The sequence below is a fragment of the Rathayibacter sp. VKM Ac-2760 genome (assembly GCF_009834185.1).
GTDB lineage: Bacteria > Actinomycetota > Actinomycetes > Actinomycetales > Microbacteriaceae > Rathayibacter.
Window position 1 is genome coordinate 65,819 of sequence record NZ_CP047175.1, and the last position, 14,717, is coordinate 80,535.

The window sequence follows — 14,717 nt, forward strand, 5'->3', positions numbered from 1 at the left end:
GCTCGCATCGTATACGATTTCGCATACGACGAGCGAAGGAGCTCTGCATGTCTGATCACCACCCGGCGGGCGGCTGGCTGTCATCGGCGGATCGCGAGCGCTTCTCCGCGTTGCCGATGCGGCCCGGCAAGATCATCGCGGTGCACCTCGCGTACGCCTCCCGTGCTGCGCAGCGAGGCAGACGCCCGGCGGCTCCGTCCTACTTCCTCAAGCCCAGCAGTTCGGTCGCCGGCTCCGGCTCGTCGATCGAGCGGCCGCTCGGCACCGAGCTCCTGGCCTTCGAGGGCGAGATCGCTCTCGTCATCGAGCGGCCCCTTCGCAGAATCAGCGCCGAGGACGCCTGGTCGCACGTCGGCTGGATCACCGCGGCGAACGATTTCGGGCTCTACGACCTCCGCGCCAACGACTCCGGGTCCAACGTGCGCTCGAAGGGAGGGGACGGCTTCACCCCGCTCGGCGCCTCGTGCTTTAGGGCGGACGGCGTCCATCCGGCCGAACTGCGCGTGCGCACCTGGGTCAACGGCGAGATCGCTCAGGACGACACGACCGGTGACCTCCTCTTCTCCTTCCCGCAGATCCTGGCCGATCTGTCCCAGCACCTGACGCTGGAGCCCGGCGACATCGTCCTCACCGGCACTCCCGCCGGCTCGTCCGTCGTGCAGCCCGGCGACGTGGTCGAGGTCGAGGTCGATGCTCCCCGGGCGACCGGGGCGCCGAGCTCGGGTCGGCTCATCACGACGGTCGAGGCCGGAGCCGTCGCTTTCGACCCCGCCCTCGGCTCCACACCATCCGTCGACGACCTCCAGCGCGCAGAGGCGTGGGGCTCTCGCGAGGCGGCGGGTCTCCCCGCCGAGAGCGGAACGGCGCTCCACCCCGACCTCCGCGCCGCGCTCGAGCGGGTCCCGGTGGCAGGACTGTCCGCGCAGCTGCGCAAGCGCGGCCTGAACGACACCACGATCGACGGGGTCCGGCCGCTCCGACCGGGCACAGCGCTCGTCGGGGTCGCGAGGACCCTGCGCTTCGTCCCGCGACGCGAGGACCTGTTCGCCTCGCACGGAGGCGGGTACAACGCGCAGAAGCGCATCTTCGACTCGGTCCGCGCCGGCGAGGTGATCGTGATCGAGGCCCGCGGAGAGACCGGCTCCGGCACCCTCGGTGACATCCTCGCCCTGAGGGCTCGCGCCCGCGGTGCCGCTGGAGTCGTCACCGACGGCGGAGTCCGCGACAGCGCGGCCGTCTCGGACATCGGCCTCCCGGTCTTCTCCTCCGGAGTCCATCCCGCGGTCCTCGGGCGCCGGCACGTCCCGTGGGACTCCGACATCACCATCGCCTGCGGTGGCGCCACCGTGCAGCCGGGCGACGTGATCGTCGGCGACGCCGACGGAGTGATCGTCGTTCCCCGCGCGCTCGTCGAGGAGGTCGTCGAGGCCGCTCTCGCCCAGGAGGAGGAGGACGCGTGGATCGCCGAGCGAGTCTCCGAGGGGCACGCCGTCGACGGGCTCTTCCCGATGAACGCGGAGTGGAAGGAACGGTACTCCGCATGGCGCGCGACGCGATGACCGAGAGCGGCCCGATGACGGCCCAGAGCAAGTCCCAGCAGGCGCGGGAGTGGATCCGCAAGCGAATCCTCGACGGCGACTTCACCCCCGGCTACCGCCTGGTCCTCGGCAGCATCGCCTCGACCCTGGGCATGAGCGCTGTGCCGGTGCGGGAGGCGATCCGGCAGCTCGAGGCCGAGGGGCTGGTCACCTTCGAGCGGAACGTCGGCGCCCACGTGTCGATGGTCGACGACTCCCAGTACCGCGACAGCATGCAGGCGCTGAGCGTCCTCGAGGGTGCCGCGACCGCCCTCGCAGCTAGACGTCTCACCGAGGACGACATCCGCCGAGCGCGCCATGTGAACGGCCTCATGATGGACGTCCTCGAGCGCTTCGACCCGCGCGGGTTCACCGCCCTCAACCAGCAGTTTCACGCACTCCTCTTCGCGAAGTGCGGGAACCCTCGGATGCTCGAGCTCGTCGAGGCCGAGTGGGGGCGCCTCGGCCATCTGCGGGACTCGACATTCTCGTTCGTCCCCGGCCGCGCTCAGGAGTCTGTCCGCGAGCACCAGAACATCCTGGTCCTCATCGAGAACTCCGCTCCCCTCGGCGAGATCGAGAAGGCAGCACGGCGCCACCGCTCGGCGACCCTCGACGCCTACCTCATCCACGAGCATCCCGACGAGGCCCTCGGCCTCTCCTCTTTCTGACCACCCTCAACTCCAGGAGGACCCGTGTCCGACACCACCACAGCCGCAGCGCCGCGCTACGTCCCCGCAGATCTGCCGGAGCGCATCCAGCACTACATCGACGGCCGCTTCGTCGACTCCGTCGACGGCGACACCTTCGATGTCCTCGACCCTGTCTCGAACACGACCTACCTCCAGGCCGCGGCCGGCAAGAAGGCCGACGTCGACCTCGCCGTGGCCGCCGCCCGCCGCGCCTTCACCGACGGCCCCTGGCCCCGGATGCTCCCTCGCGAGCGCTCCCGGATCCTGCACCGCATCGCCGACCTCGTCGAGGAGCGCGACGCCCGGCTCGCCGAGCTCGAGTCCTTCGACTCCGGGCTCCCGATCACCCAGGCCCTCGGCCAGGCCCGCCGCGCAGCGGAGAACTTCCGATTCTTCGCCGACCTGATCGTCGCCCAGTCCGACGACACCTACAAGGTGCCCGGCCGGCAGATCAACTACGTCAATCGCAAGCCGATCGGTGTCGCCGGGCTGATCACCCCCTGGAACACCCCCTTCATGCTCGAGTCGTGGAAGCTCGGCCCGGCGCTCGCGACCGGCAACACCGTCGTGCTCAAGCCCGCCGAGTTCACCCCGCTGTCGGCTTCGCTCTGGGCAGGGATCTTCGAGGAGGCCGGACTCCCCCGGGGAGTCTTCAACCTCGTCAACGGCCTGGGCGAGGACGCCGGTGACGCGCTGGTCAAGCACCCCGATGTTCCGCTGATCTCCTTCACCGGCGAGAGCGGCACCGGGCAGCTGATCTTCGGCAACGCGGCACCGTTCCTCAAGGGCCTGTCCATGGAGCTCGGCGGGAAGTCCCCCGCCATCGTCTTCGCCGACGCCGACCTCGACGCCGCGATCGACGCGACCATCTTCGGAGTGTTCTCCCTCAACGGTGAGCGCTGCACCGCAGGCAGCCGCATCCTCGTCGAGCGCTCGGTCTACGACGACTTCGTCGAGCGGTACGCCGCCCAGGCCGAGCGCGTGGTCGTCGGCTACCCGCACGACCCCGCGACGGAGGTCGGTGCGCTCGTGCACCCCGAGCACTACGACAAGGTCATGAGCTACATCGAGATCGGCAAGGGCGAGGCGCGCCTAGTCGCCGGCGGCGGTCGTGCGGAGGGCTTCGACGAGGGCAACTTCGTCGCTCCCACCGTCTTCGCCGATGTCGCCCCAGACGCCCGGATCTTCCAGGAGGAGATCTTCGGCCCGGTCGTCGCGATAACCCCGTTCGACTCCGACGAGGAGGCACTCGCTCTCGCGAACGGCGTCCGCTACGGGCTCGCCGCCTACGTCTGGACCAACGACCTCAAGCGCGCCCACAACTTCGCGCAGGACATCGAGGCGGGCATGGTCTGGCTGAACTCGAACAACGTGCGCGACCTGCGCACCCCGTTCGGCGGCGTGAAGGCCTCGGGCCTCGGTCACGAGGGCGGCTACCGCTCGATCGACTTCTACACCGACCAGCAGGCCGTGCACATCACTCTGGGCGAGGTGCACAATCCGACCTTCGGCAAGGCCGGTGCCGCCCACCACTGACCGGGCGTCTCCGCCCGCGGGAGCCGCTCCCGCTCCGACAGCAGATCCGGGTGCCGCGACTGAAGACTCGTCGCGGCGCCCGACCACCACTATGAGCAAGGACGCTGACATGACCATCGACCGCACGCCCACCTCCTCCGGCTTCTACGTGACCGCCGAAGTGCCGATCATCGCGAAGAATCCGGTGCCGACTCCTGCCGCGCCCGCGCCCGACGTGCTGCGCTGCGCCTACATGGAGCTCGTCGTCACCGACCTCGCCCGCTCCCGCAACTACTACGTCGACGTCCTCGGGCTCGTCGTGACGGAGGAGGACGACGACGCCGTCTACCTGCGCTCGATGGAGGAGTTCATCCACCACAACCTCGTGCTGCGCAAGGGACCGGTCGCAGCGGTCGCCGCCTTCTCGTACCGGGTGCGCTCTCCGGAGGACCTCGACCGCGCTGTCGCGTTCTACGAGGAGCTGGGCTGCCGCGTCGAACGCCGCGCCGAGGGCTGGAACAAGGGCATCGGCGACTCCGTCCGGGTCGAGGACCCGCTGGGCTTCCCCTACGAGTTCTTCCACGACGTCGAGCACGTCGAGCGCCTCGCCTGGCGCTACGACCTCTACACCCCCGGCGCCCTCGTCAGGCTCGACCACTTCAACCAGGTCACCCCCGACGTCCCCCGCGCGGTGAAGTACATGTCCGACCTCGGCTTCCGCACCACGGAGGACATCCAGGACGAGGACGGCACCGTCTACGCCGCGTGGATGCGCCGCAAGTCCACCGTGCACGACACCGCCATGACCGGCGGTGACGGGCCCCGGATGCACCACGTCGCCTTCGCCACGCACGAGAAGCACAACATCCTCGCCATCTGCGACAAGCTCGGCGCCCTGCGCATGTCGGACACCATCGAGCGCGGTCCCGGCCGGCACGGCGTGTCCAACGCCTTCTACCTCTACCTGCGCGACCCCGACGGTCACCGCCTCGAAATCTACACGCAGGACTACTACACCGGCGACCCCGACAACCCCGTCGTCTCCTGGGACGTCCACGACAACCAGCGCCGCGACTGGTGGGGCACCCCCGTCGTTCCGAGCTGGTACACCGAGGCGTCCCTCGTCCTCGACCTCGACGGCAACCCCCAGCCCCTCGTCGCCCGCACCGACGACAGCGAGATGGCCGTCACCATCGGCGCCGACGGCTTCTCCTACACCCGCCCCGGCGACGACGCGTCGATGCCGGAGTACAAGCAGGGCGAGTACAAGCTCGGCAACCAGCTCTGACCCCTCCCCTGCCGCCCGCCGATCACCACGAAGGGAGCACACTGTGCTCGAGGACGCCACCCTCACCGCGCTCGCCCGCGAACTCGCCGAGGCCGAACGGACCCGGACGCCGATGCGCCGGATCACCGCACGCTATCCCGAGGCCACGGTCGAGGACTCGTACGCGATCCAGGGCGTCTGGCGCGATCGGCGGCTCGCCGAGGGACACCGCATCATCGGCCGCAAGATCGGACTGACCTCGCGGGTGATGCAGGTCGCAACGGGCATCACCGAGCCCGACTACGGCGTCATGTTCGATGACACCGTCTGGGAGAACGGCTCGAGGATCCCCTTCGACGCCTTCTCGAACGTCCGCATCGAGGTCGAGCTCGCCTTCGTGCTGAAGGAGCCGCTCGAGGGCCCGGGCTGCACGCTCTTCGACGTGCTCCGTGCCACCGAGTACGTCACGCCGGCGCTCGAGATCCTCAACTCCCACATCGAGCTGGAGGGTCGCACCATCGTCGACACGATCAGCGACAACGCGGCCTACGGAGGCCTGGTGCTCGGCGGGAACCCGACGAAGCCCGAGGCGATCGATCTGCGCTGGGTCTCCGCGCTGCTCTACCGCAACGAGACCATCGAGGAGTCGGGTGTCGCGGCGGCCGTCCTCAACCACCCCGCGACCGGCGTGGCCTGGCTGGCGAACAAGGTCGCCCAGCACGGCGCTCGGCTCGAGGCGGGCGAGGTGATCCTCGCCGGCTCGTTCACCCGGCCGATGTGGGTGGAGCGCGGCGACACCGTCCTCGCGGACTACGGACAGATGGGGACGATCTCGTGCCGCTTCGTCTAGACCCGACCTTCGGTCATCAGCTCCGTGATGCCGGTCGGCCGCTCGCCGGCATGTGGGTGTGCTCCGGGTCAGCGCTGATCGCCGAGATCTGCGCGGGCTCCGGGCTCGACTGGCTCCTGATCGACATGGAGCACGCCCCGAACGGGCTCGAATCGGTCGTCGCGCAGCTGCACGCCGTCTCCGGCTACCCGATCACGCCGGTGGTGCGCGTGCCGGTCAACGACCAGGTCGTGCTCAAGCAGGTCCTCGACGCGGGAGCGCAGAACGTGCTGGTCCCGATGGTGTCCTCCGCTCAGGAGGCGCGAGCCGCCGTGGAGGGGGTCCGCTACCCGCCGCGGGGCAGGCGCGGAGTCGGATCCGCGCTCGCGCGATCCGGTCGCTGGAACCGTGTCGAGGGGTACCTCCACGACGCCGATCAGCACGTCTCCCTGTTCGTGCAGATCGAGACCGTCGAGGGCGTGCACGCCGCCGCCGAGATCGCGGCGGTGGACGGCGTCGACGGCGTCTTCGTCGGGCCCAGCGACCTCGCCGCTTCCCTGGGAGTCCTCGGACAGCAGACCCACCCGGACGTCGTCGCTGCCGTACGCGACGTGTTCACCGCCGTGACCGCCGCCGGCAAGCCGGTCGGCGTCAACGCGTTCGACCCGACTGTCGCGAGGTCCTACCTCGAAGCCGGCGCCACGTTCGTGCTCGTCGGAGCAGACGTCGCTCTGCTCGCGCGCAGCTCCGAAGCGCTCGCGCAGACCTGGACACTCGACGCCGACGACATCAGGGAGAGCTCGTACTGAGCAACCCGCCCGGCCGCACGAGCCGCGCCCCGGGACAGCGATCGACAGGCGCGACGGCGCGCCGGAAACGAGGAGACAGATGACTGAGAACCGCGAGACACGACTCCTGCAAAACGTGCCGGGTCGTCTCTTCATCGACGGGGTGTGGCGCGATGCCGAGAACGGCGCGACCTTCCACGTCGACGACCCCGCGACCGGGCAGCCGATCAAGGAGGTCGCCAGCGCCTCCGTCGCCGACGGCGTCGCCGCGATCGACGCGGCGAGCGAGGCGTTCCCCGCCTGGGCGCGAACGGCTCCGCGCGTGCGAGGGGAGCTCCTTCGCCGCGCCTTCGACCTCCTCCAGGAGCGCAAGGAGGACTTCGCCCTGCTGATGTCGATCGAGATGGGCAAGCCCTACACCGAGGCGCTCGGCGAGGTCGCCTACGGAGGCGAGTTCCTCCGGTGGTTCAGCGAGGAGGCCGTCCGTGTGCAGGGCCGCTACGGAACGAACCCCGAGGGCACCGGCCGCACCATTGTCTCGCAGCACCCGGTCGGCCCCTGCTTCCTCATCACGCCGTGGAACTTCCCTCTCGCGATGGCGACCCGGAAGATCGCACCGGCCCTGGCGGCCGGCTGCACCGTCGTCATCAAGCCCGCCGCTCTCACTCCGCTGACGACCCTCGCCTTCGCTCAGCTGCTCGAGGACGCAGGCCTCCCCGCAGGCGTCGTCAATGTCGTCACCACGACCTCGACCGGACCCGTGTCCGCCGCGATCATCAGTGATCCCCGTCTGCGCAAGCTCTCCTTCACAGGCTCCACCCCCGTTGGCCAGAAGCTGCTTCAGCAGGCGGCCGAGGGCGTGCTGCGTACGTCGATGGAGCTCGGCGGCAACGCACCGTTCGTCGTCTTCGACGACGCCGACCTCGACAAGGCCGTCGACGGAGCCATCGCCGCGAAGTTCCGCAACATCGGCCAGGCCTGCACCGCGGCCAACCGTTTCATCGTCCACCGCTCCGTCGTCGAGGAGTTCACCCGTCGAGTGACGGAGCGGGTCGAAAGCTTCCGCGTCGGACGCGGGACCGAGGAGGGCGTCGTCGTCGGTCCGCTGATCGATGACCGCGCCGTCGCGAAGGCCGAGTCGCTCGTGGCGGACGCCGTGCAGCGAGGCGCTCACGTGCGCACCGGCGGCGCGCGGATCGACCGTCACGGTTCGTTCTTCGACGCGACCGTGGTCAGCGACGTCCAGCCCGGGAGCGAGATCCTGCGCGAGGAGATCTTCGGACCGGTCCTCGCCATCGTCCCTTTCGACGACGAGGCGGAGGCGGTGAGACTCGCCAACGACACCGAGTACGGCCTCGTCTCCTACGTCTTCACGAAGGATCTCGCCCGCGGGCAGCGCCTGATCGAATCGCTGCACACCGGGATGATGGGACTGAACGTCGGCGTCGTCTCCAACGCGGCTGCGCCGTTCGGCGGCTGGAAGATGTCGGGCCTCGGCCGCGAGGGCGGGGCCGAGGGCATCGCCGAGTACCTGCAGACCGAGTACACCCTCACGCCCGACCCCTTCGCCTGATCCGGGCCGGTCCGCGGGGAGCGAGACGTCCCTGTGGACCGGAGGGACCGTGAATCCGTGCTGGGAGGCGACTCGGACCGGTCGAGCGCCTCGGGCGGGTCGGTCGTACCGGGCGAGATCGTCGAGCGGGGTGCCGGCGACGTACGGTCCGAAGAAGAGGTCGGCGCCCTCCTCCGTCAGCGTCACTCCGGTGCCGCGCTCCCTCACCCCCACCCCCGGCACCATCGCCCAGGGCGCGATCCTGCAGAGCGGCACCCCCGAGGGAGTCGTCTACCGCGCCCCCGACACCCGCCAGCGCATCCTCGGCTTTCTCAAGTACGCCAGGCAGCCTGGGCACCAATGCGGACTCCGTCGTCGACTCCGCCCTCAAGGCCTACGTTCGCGACGCCCACGACGCCGGCGTCTACCTCCAGCCCGGCGACGAGATTGTCACCTACGCCGAAGGCCTCCGCCAGATCCTGACCACCATCGTCCCCGGAGACCGCGCCGAGACCGAGTAGCCGACCGCACTCCGGTGCCCCCTCCGCCCCAGCGGCGCAGGGGGCACACACGCGCGCTCGCCCGCAGCGCCGACCTCCGATCCGATCGTCACCAGCGGCCGGAATCTGCGCCGCACGAATCGCATCGCAGGCGGGGCTTCACGCGCCGACGGTCGTCGCCTTCATCTCCAGCAGGCTGCTGAAAACAGAGCGGGTCTCGGAGACGAGGTCGCCAGGGGTCGTCGCCAGGATGCGTCCGCTGGAGTAGCAGGCGACCGCGAGCTGAGCAGCCGTGGTGGCGACCGCGGGAGGCGCCCCGTGCGCGACGAGCGCTGCGGCGAGCTCCTTTGCCATGTACTGGTGCTTCAGCGCTTCCCGTGCGCGCAACTCCTCGTGCCCTTCGAGGAGGTCGACGTGCCGCCGGTAGGCGTCGACGTCGATCGTCGCCTGCTGGCACAGGTGGAGCACGAGCGGCTCGAGCGCGCTCAGAGCGCCAGCGAGAGACTCCATCGACAGGGCCGGAGTCCACTCCGCGGAGGCCGCGTCGCCGATCGCGTCGAGCGTGGCCTACTCCTTGGCGAAGACGACCTCGGTCTTGTCGCCGAAATGGCGGAAGAAGGTGGTGCGCCCCACCTCGGCACGTTCCGCGATGTCCGTGACGGAGACGCTGTCGAAGCCCCGCTCGGAGAACGGAGCATCGGCCGCCTCGATAATCCGCCCGCGCGCCGCGCGCTGCTTCCGCTCGACCAGGGACAGCGAAGCAGTCTTCGTCTGGGAAGACGGCCGGTTCATAGGACCACGGTATCGCCACCGCCGCTCTCCGTCCGGATCGGTACTGCGTGTGTTGGGGAATTCAGTACCAAGCAAGGAGATGCACTGCTCACAGTGACCGATCGTCAGCTAATCGCCGAGACCCTCGCCCGCCAGGCATTCCTGGTCGATGAGAACGAGTTGGACGGACTCGACGAGGTGTTCACGCCGGACGCCACCTACGACATGACGCGCTCGGGACTGGGCGCCTTCCAGAGCCTCGACGCTCTGCGTGCTGCCGCCGGGCGACTGTTCGCCTCTGGGCGCGCGCCCCTGTCGCACTTCTTGACGAACGTCGTCATCACAGAGTCCGGAGAGTCCGCTGCCGTGCGATCCAAGGGGCCGATGATCATGCACGACGGTTCCGTCCACGGTGTCGTCTACGACGACACGATCGCCCTCCACGAGGGCCTCTGGCTGATCGCGAGCCGGTCATCACTCCCATTCGCACCGCTGCCGCCGGCGAGAACTGAGGGAGACGACCGCACCGCGAGTCGCCCGTAGGTTGTTGCGCCTGGAGCCCTCAGCCCGCGCTCATCGGTCTCTTATAATCGAGATTATGTCAGTAGTCCGGTCCCAGTGCTGATTAGACCAGACGCTACGGCGTAGCCAAACGCTTGGCGTCCCGCCCATCGGCCTCTATGCGGACGGCTGCAGCGGCTCCCGGGCAGAGTCGGGGTACTGGCTACGACTTGATTCGCCGACTGCTGCCGACTACCACCGGCAGAGCTGATCAGCAGTGCCGCGGCTGGGCTCCGCGTCGCGTTCATGGTCGAGCGAGATCGAGTGCCACGAGAAGTGCCCACAGCTCGGCACGGCCTTTGAACTCGTTTAGGGGCAACCCGAGCTCCCCACCGAGAGCGGTCATGCGCTGCTTCAGCGTATGACGGTGCAGATTCAAGTCCCGGGCCGCTCGTTCCCACGAGGCGTCGTGCCGCAGCCACACTGCAGCCTCCTGCAGCAGCGCGTGCCCGATGTCGGAGCGGAGGAGTGCAGCTGTTCTCGCTCTGGCGAGGTCTGCCACCCGGTTTTCCGCGAGCAGTCCGAGCACGGAACTGCGGCTCAGGTCATCGAACGAGCGGATCTCCCCCGCCCTCGCTCCGCTTAGCGCCGCGCGCGACTGTTTCGTCGCGTCGGCGAGGTCGGTCCAACGATCGGCTGTCGCGGTCCCCGCGCTCACTCGATCCTCTGCGATGCGGTCGGCGACTCTGCGGCGGCCGCTTTGATCGGTGAGGACGAGGAGCGCGTCGTCGGACTGCACCGCGAACAGGCGCGCTCCGGCTGTGGCGGACATGCGCTCCAGGGAGTCGCGTAGCGCGGTCGGGACGCTGTCGAGGGGCAGGCTGAAGACGACCACCGGGCTCTTGGGCAGCTCGATCGAGTAGTGACTGAGCGCCTCGTCGACGGAGTCGATGCGCCCGTCCAGCAGCAGTCCGAGCAGGTGACCCGCGACGGAGCGGAAACCCAGGCGCTGATCCTCCGCGTGCTCTAGGGAAAGCTCCGTCAGAGCAGTCAGCAGCGTCTCGACGGACCTGTCTGCGGATCCTTGGATACTAGGCCGACTGATCACTGTCGCTCCGACCAGCGCACCCGTGCGGCCGAGTGTGTTGATGACCCAGTGACCTGAGTCGTCACGCCCTTCGTCCCTAGCTCGAGTGCCGAGCTTCAGCAGGGTTCGCGCCCGCTCGTGAAGCGGCTGAGGTGCAGCGCCGTGCACGATCTGACCCTCGGAGTCGAGTACTGCGACATCGCCATGCAGCGCCGCCGCCGCTGTGCCTATGGCCATGTGGAGACCACCGGAACTCAAGGCGGCTTTCGAAATCGCTTCTTGCGCCTGTAGGGCCCACTCGATCTGTCGGCGCGACTCGGCGGCGTGCCGGTCGGCAATGAACCTGCTGACCGCGATGAAGGGAGTCGCGTAGGGCACCTCTATCAGTGCCAGGGACGCAGCTTCGCACGCCTCGACGAGACGGCGCGGTGTTCCCGCTTCGACGACTTCGGTCCCGAACCCGATCGCCACCGCTCCGGCCTGATCGAGCCGGCGGACGTACTCGTCGAACGACGAGCGATCAGTGAACGTCGCGAACTGACGCCCGGTCGTGAGGAGAAATTGTCCTGGTTCCAGGAACGGGCTGGGGTCGGCGAGGTCCGAGGAGTGGGACCACCCGATTTCCTGTTCGTCGAACCCCGACGTCAGCAGCGTGAGCCCGAGGGGCTCATACGCGACAAGGTCGCGGACGGTCACGGTCATAGCGTCAGCTAACCGCAGATCGTTCAACAATCGACTGCCTGAGAGGCATTCGCAGCCGGAATCTGTGCCACTCAGGCATGGGGCCGAGTGATTCGCCCGGCTTAGCGTGAGGGCACTCGATCGATCAGGAGGACGTGGGATGACCGTACTGCCCGTAGCCGGCACCGGAATCGGTGGCCCGACGCTCACCCAGAAGCGTGAACTTCTCACGGAGATCCCTGGCCCGCGCTCCCGTGAACTCCATGCCCGGAAGACGGCCGCCGTCGCGGCGGGCGTCGGTGTCACGCTCCCGATCTACGTCAAGGCCGCGGGCGGCGGCGTCGTCCGCGATGTCGATGGGAACACGCTGATCGACTTCGGGTCCGGCATCGCCGTCACCGGTGTCGGTAACTCGGCCCCCGCTGTCGTCGAGGCGGTGCAGCGCCAGGTCGCCGCCTTCACGCACACCTGCTTCACCGTCACCGGCTACGAGGGCTACGTCGAGGTCGCTGAGAAGCTCAACGCCATCACCCCGGGCGAGTTCGACAAGCGCACCGCCCTGTTCAACTCAGGCGCCGAAGCGGTCGAGAACGCCGTCAAGATCGCACGCCACCACACCGGCAGGCAGGCCGTCGTGGCCTTCGACCACGCGTACCACGGCCGTACCAACCTCACGATGGCGCTCACAGCGAAGGCCATGCCCTACAAGTCCGGCTTCGGTCCCTTCGCGCCCGAGGTGTACCGGGCCCCCCTCTCCTACCCCTTCCGTGACAGTGGGCTCTCCGGTGCCGCGGCCGCCGCGCGCGCCATCAGCATGATCGAGAAGCAGATCGGCGCCGCGAACGTCGCCGCAGTCATCATCGAACCCATCCAGGGTGAGGGCGGCTTCATCGTTCCGGCCCCCGGTTTCCTCCCGGCCCTGCTCGAGTGGGCCCGCGCACACGACGTCGTGTTCATCGCCGACGAGGTGCAGACCGGCTTCGCCCGCACGGGTGCCCTGTTCGCCAGCGAGCACGAGGGCATCGAGCCCGACCTCATCGTCACGGCCAAGGGCATCGCCGGTGGGCTCCCGCTCTCCGCCGTCACCGGCCGCGCAGACATCATGGACTCGGCCCACGTCGGCGGGCTCGGCGGCACCTACGCCGGTAATCCACTCGCCTGCGCTGCGGCACTCGCCACGATCGAGACCTACGAGCGCGAGAACCTCATCGAGCGCGCTCGCAAGCTCGAGACCCTGTTCCACGGTCGACTGGAGGAGATGCGCGGAGCGGACCCCCGCATCGGCGACATCCGCGGCCGGGGCGCCATGCTCGCAATCGAACTCGTCGACCCCACCACCGGCGACCCCGACGCAGCACTCACCGGTCGCATCGCTGCAGCCGCGCACGCCCACGGGCTGATGCTTCTGACTTGCGGCACCTTCGGCAACGTCATTCGCTTCCTCCCTCCGCTCGCGATCTCCGACGAACTGGCACACGACGGACTCGATGTCCTGCGCGACGCCCTGGCGGCCAGCTGATGACCATCGCACCCTCTCCCACCGCGGCCACCACGACCGGTACCCCCGATGCCGCACCTTCATCGATCACACGCGGCGCAGGCAATCAGGCGCTGGCCGACGCCCACGCACAGCTCGCCGACGCGGTCGCCTTCCACGGCTACGACGAGGGCACCCACGCGATGCTCGCTGCGAGCCGCCGCGAGCTCACCGTCAGCATCCCGCTCCGACGCGACGACGGAACCGTGGAGGTGCTGACCGGCTACCGGATCCAGCACAACATCTCTCGCGGCCCCGCCAAGGGAGGCCTGCGCTACAGCGCCTCCGTCGACGTCGACGAGGTGCGCGCGCTCGCCATGTGGATGACCTGGAAGTGCGCTCTGCTCGACGTACCCTACGGCGGCGCCAAGGGCGGGATCGCGATCGACCCGCGCCAGTACTCCAGCGCAGAACTGGAGCGGGTGACCCGGCGGTACACCACCGAGATCCTGCCGATCATCGGCCCGCAGCACGACATCCCGGCCCCGGACATCGGCACCGACGAGCGGGTGATGGCCTGGATGATGGATACCTACTCCGTCAGCCAGGGCCACACCGTTCCCGGAGTCGTGACGGGCAAGCCCCTCAGCCTCGGCGGCTCGCTCGGCCGCACGAGCGCCACGTCCCGCGGAGTCGTGCACGTCGCCCTCGCCGCTCTCGAGACCACCGGCATCGACACGGCCACGGCAACCGCCGCAGTCCAGGGATTCGGAAAAGTCGGCCGCGACGCCGCCCGCTTCCTGCACCAGGCCGGCGTCGCCGTCGTCGCCGTCTCCGACCAGTACGGCGCCGTGCACGCTCCAGCCGGAATCGACGTCGAGGCGCTCGGCCGCCACGTCGACACCGACGGCACCGTCGTCGGATTCCTTGGTGCAGAAGCGCTCGTGAGCTCCGAATTGCTCGAGCTGAACGTCGATCTGCTCATACCGGCCGCAGTAGAAGGTGTCCTGAACACCGAGAACGCCTCCCGAGTGAGAGCCCGCATCGTCGTCGAAGGCGCCAACGGTCCCACCACCCGCGAGGCCGACCGCATCCTCGCCTCCGCAGGGGTGCTCGTCGTGCCCGACATCCTCGCGAACGCCGGCGGGGTGATCGTCTCGTACTTCGAATGGGTGCAGTCGAACCAGGCCTACCGGTGGAGCCTCGACGAGGTGGAGACCCGCCTCGCTGAACGCATGCGCTCCGGATGGGATGACGTCACCGCCTTCGCCTCCCTCCACGGCCTGACCCTTCGCGCGGCCGCCACCGCTCTGGCCGTCAAGCGCGTCACCGACGCTCACCGCCTCCGCGGCCTCTACCCCTGAGCATGGGCCTCCCCGAACAGGAGTGGGACTGCGACGAAACGGACTGCCCGTACTGCCACGGCTCCGAGACCGACTAATCGACGCATCACCCCCTCCCAGCATCCCGACCGACCCGC

General features: G+C 69.0%; 13 protein-coding genes. 10 read left to right on the forward strand and 3 right to left on the reverse strand.

All coding sequences use genetic code 11. The features are described 5' to 3' along the window. Window positions 1-47: 47 nt before the first annotated feature. The 7 genes from GSU72_RS20855 to GSU72_RS20885 all read left to right on the forward strand — a co-directional run bounded on the left by GSU72_RS20855 (window position 48) and on the right by GSU72_RS20885 (window position 8,241). Window positions 48-1,559 carry a fumarylacetoacetate hydrolase family protein gene (locus GSU72_RS20855; RefSeq protein WP_159987185.1) on the forward strand — a complete coding sequence of 504 codons (1,512 nt, stop codon included), beginning with the start codon at window positions 48-50 and terminating at the stop codon, window positions 1,557-1,559. Beyond that, window positions 1,556-2,248 (forward strand): GntR family transcriptional regulator, encoded by a 693-nt coding sequence (locus GSU72_RS20860; RefSeq protein WP_159987242.1) that lies wholly within the window; start codon window positions 1,556-1,558, stop codon window positions 2,246-2,248. The genes GSU72_RS20855 and GSU72_RS20860 overlap by 4 nt, the downstream gene beginning before the upstream one ends. Before the next feature lie 24 nt (window positions 2,249-2,272). Continuing rightward, entirely contained in the window at window positions 2,273-3,805 is a 1,533-nt protein-coding gene (gene hpaE, locus GSU72_RS20865) for a 5-carboxymethyl-2-hydroxymuconate semialdehyde dehydrogenase (RefSeq protein WP_159987186.1), read from the forward strand. Between the two features lie 91 nt (window positions 3,806-3,896). After that, window positions 3,897-5,072 (forward strand): 3,4-dihydroxyphenylacetate 2,3-dioxygenase, encoded by a 1,176-nt coding sequence (gene hpaD / locus GSU72_RS20870; RefSeq protein WP_208545235.1) that lies wholly within the window; start codon window positions 3,897-3,899, stop codon window positions 5,070-5,072. Window positions 5,073-5,115: 43 nt separating this feature from the next. After that, window positions 5,116-5,901, forward strand: coding sequence for a 2-oxo-hept-4-ene-1,7-dioate hydratase (gene hpaH / locus GSU72_RS20875; RefSeq protein WP_159987188.1), 786 nt, complete (start codon window positions 5,116-5,118; stop codon window positions 5,899-5,901). After that, window positions 5,886-6,689: an HpcH/HpaI aldolase/citrate lyase family protein gene (locus GSU72_RS20880; protein ID WP_159987189.1), complete on the forward strand. Its 804-nt coding sequence runs from the start codon at window positions 5,886-5,888 to the stop codon at window positions 6,687-6,689. The genes hpaH and GSU72_RS20880 overlap by 16 nt, the downstream gene beginning before the upstream one ends. 79 nt (window positions 6,690-6,768) lie before the next feature. Continuing rightward, the gene (locus tag GSU72_RS20885) at window positions 6,769-8,241 is read left to right on the forward strand and encodes an NAD-dependent succinate-semialdehyde dehydrogenase (protein ID WP_159987190.1); all 1,473 of its coding nucleotides are present in this window, start codon (window positions 6,769-6,771) and stop codon (window positions 8,239-8,241) included. A 638-nt stretch (window positions 8,242-8,879) separates the two neighbouring features. On the opposite strand, the gene GSU72_RS21750 is transcribed toward GSU72_RS20885, so the two are convergent. Then, window positions 8,880-9,230 carry a hypothetical protein gene (locus tag GSU72_RS21750; RefSeq protein WP_244256170.1) on the reverse strand — a complete coding sequence of 117 codons (351 nt, stop codon included), beginning with the start codon at window positions 9,228-9,230 and terminating at the stop codon, window positions 8,880-8,882. A 57-nt stretch (window positions 9,231-9,287) separates the two neighbouring features. Then, window positions 9,288-9,512 carry a helix-turn-helix domain-containing protein gene (locus GSU72_RS21755; protein WP_244256171.1) on the reverse strand — a complete coding sequence of 75 codons (225 nt, stop codon included), beginning with the start codon at window positions 9,510-9,512 and terminating at the stop codon, window positions 9,288-9,290. 93 nt (window positions 9,513-9,605) lie between these two features. On the opposite strand from GSU72_RS21755, the gene GSU72_RS20895 reads away from it, so the two are divergent. Next, window positions 9,606-10,034, forward strand: a complete 429-nt coding sequence (locus GSU72_RS20895) for a nuclear transport factor 2 family protein (protein WP_244256172.1) — start codon at window positions 9,606-9,608, stop codon at window positions 10,032-10,034. A gap of 262 nt (window positions 10,035-10,296) precedes the next feature. Here GSU72_RS20895 and GSU72_RS20900 read toward each other — a convergent pair whose 3' ends face one another. Beyond that, entirely contained in the window at window positions 10,297-11,781 is a 1,485-nt protein-coding gene (locus GSU72_RS20900) for a PucR family transcriptional regulator (protein ID WP_159987191.1), read from the reverse strand. A 139-nt stretch (window positions 11,782-11,920) separates the two neighbouring features. Between GSU72_RS20900 and gabT the strand changes: the two genes are divergently transcribed. Continuing rightward, window positions 11,921-13,279, forward strand: a complete 1,359-nt coding sequence (gene gabT / locus GSU72_RS20905; RefSeq protein WP_159987192.1) for a 4-aminobutyrate--2-oxoglutarate transaminase — start codon at window positions 11,921-11,923, stop codon at window positions 13,277-13,279. Next, window positions 13,279-14,601 carry a Glu/Leu/Phe/Val dehydrogenase gene (locus GSU72_RS20910; RefSeq protein ID WP_159987193.1) on the forward strand — a complete coding sequence of 441 codons (1,323 nt, stop codon included), beginning with the start codon at window positions 13,279-13,281 and terminating at the stop codon, window positions 14,599-14,601. Before gabT ends, GSU72_RS20910 begins: the two co-directional genes overlap by 1 nt. Window positions 14,602-14,717 lie beyond the last annotated feature (116 nt).

What these genes read in the sequence shown, in the direction of transcription:
- GSU72_RS20855 (WP_159987185.1), top strand. Translation starts at nt 48, where the DNA reads ATGTCTGATCACCACCCGGCGGGCGGCTGGCTGTCATCGGCGGATCGC.
- GSU72_RS20860 (WP_159987242.1), top strand. Translation starts at nt 1,556, where the DNA reads ATGACCGAGAGCGGCCCGATGACGGCCCAGAGCAAGTCCCAGCAGGCG.
- hpaD (WP_208545235.1), top strand. Translation starts at nt 3,897, where the DNA reads ATGAGCAAGGACGCTGACATGACCATCGACCGCACGCCCACCTCCTCC.
- GSU72_RS20885 (WP_159987190.1), top strand. Translation starts at nt 6,769, where the DNA reads ATGACTGAGAACCGCGAGACACGACTCCTGCAAAACGTGCCGGGTCGT.
- GSU72_RS21750 (WP_244256170.1), bottom strand. Translation starts at nt 9,230, where the DNA reads ATGGAGTCTCTCGCTGGCGCTCTGAGCGCGCTCGAGCCGCTCGTGCTC.
- GSU72_RS21755 (WP_244256171.1), bottom strand. Translation starts at nt 9,512, where the DNA reads ATGAACCGGCCGTCTTCCCAGACGAAGACTGCTTCGCTGTCCCTGGTC.
- GSU72_RS20900 (WP_159987191.1), bottom strand. Translation starts at nt 11,781, where the DNA reads ATGACCGTGACCGTCCGCGACCTTGTCGCGTATGAGCCCCTCGGGCTC.
- gabT (WP_159987192.1), top strand. Translation starts at nt 11,921, where the DNA reads ATGACCGTACTGCCCGTAGCCGGCACCGGAATCGGTGGCCCGACGCTC.
- GSU72_RS20910 (WP_159987193.1), top strand. Translation starts at nt 13,279, where the DNA reads ATGACCATCGCACCCTCTCCCACCGCGGCCACCACGACCGGTACCCCC.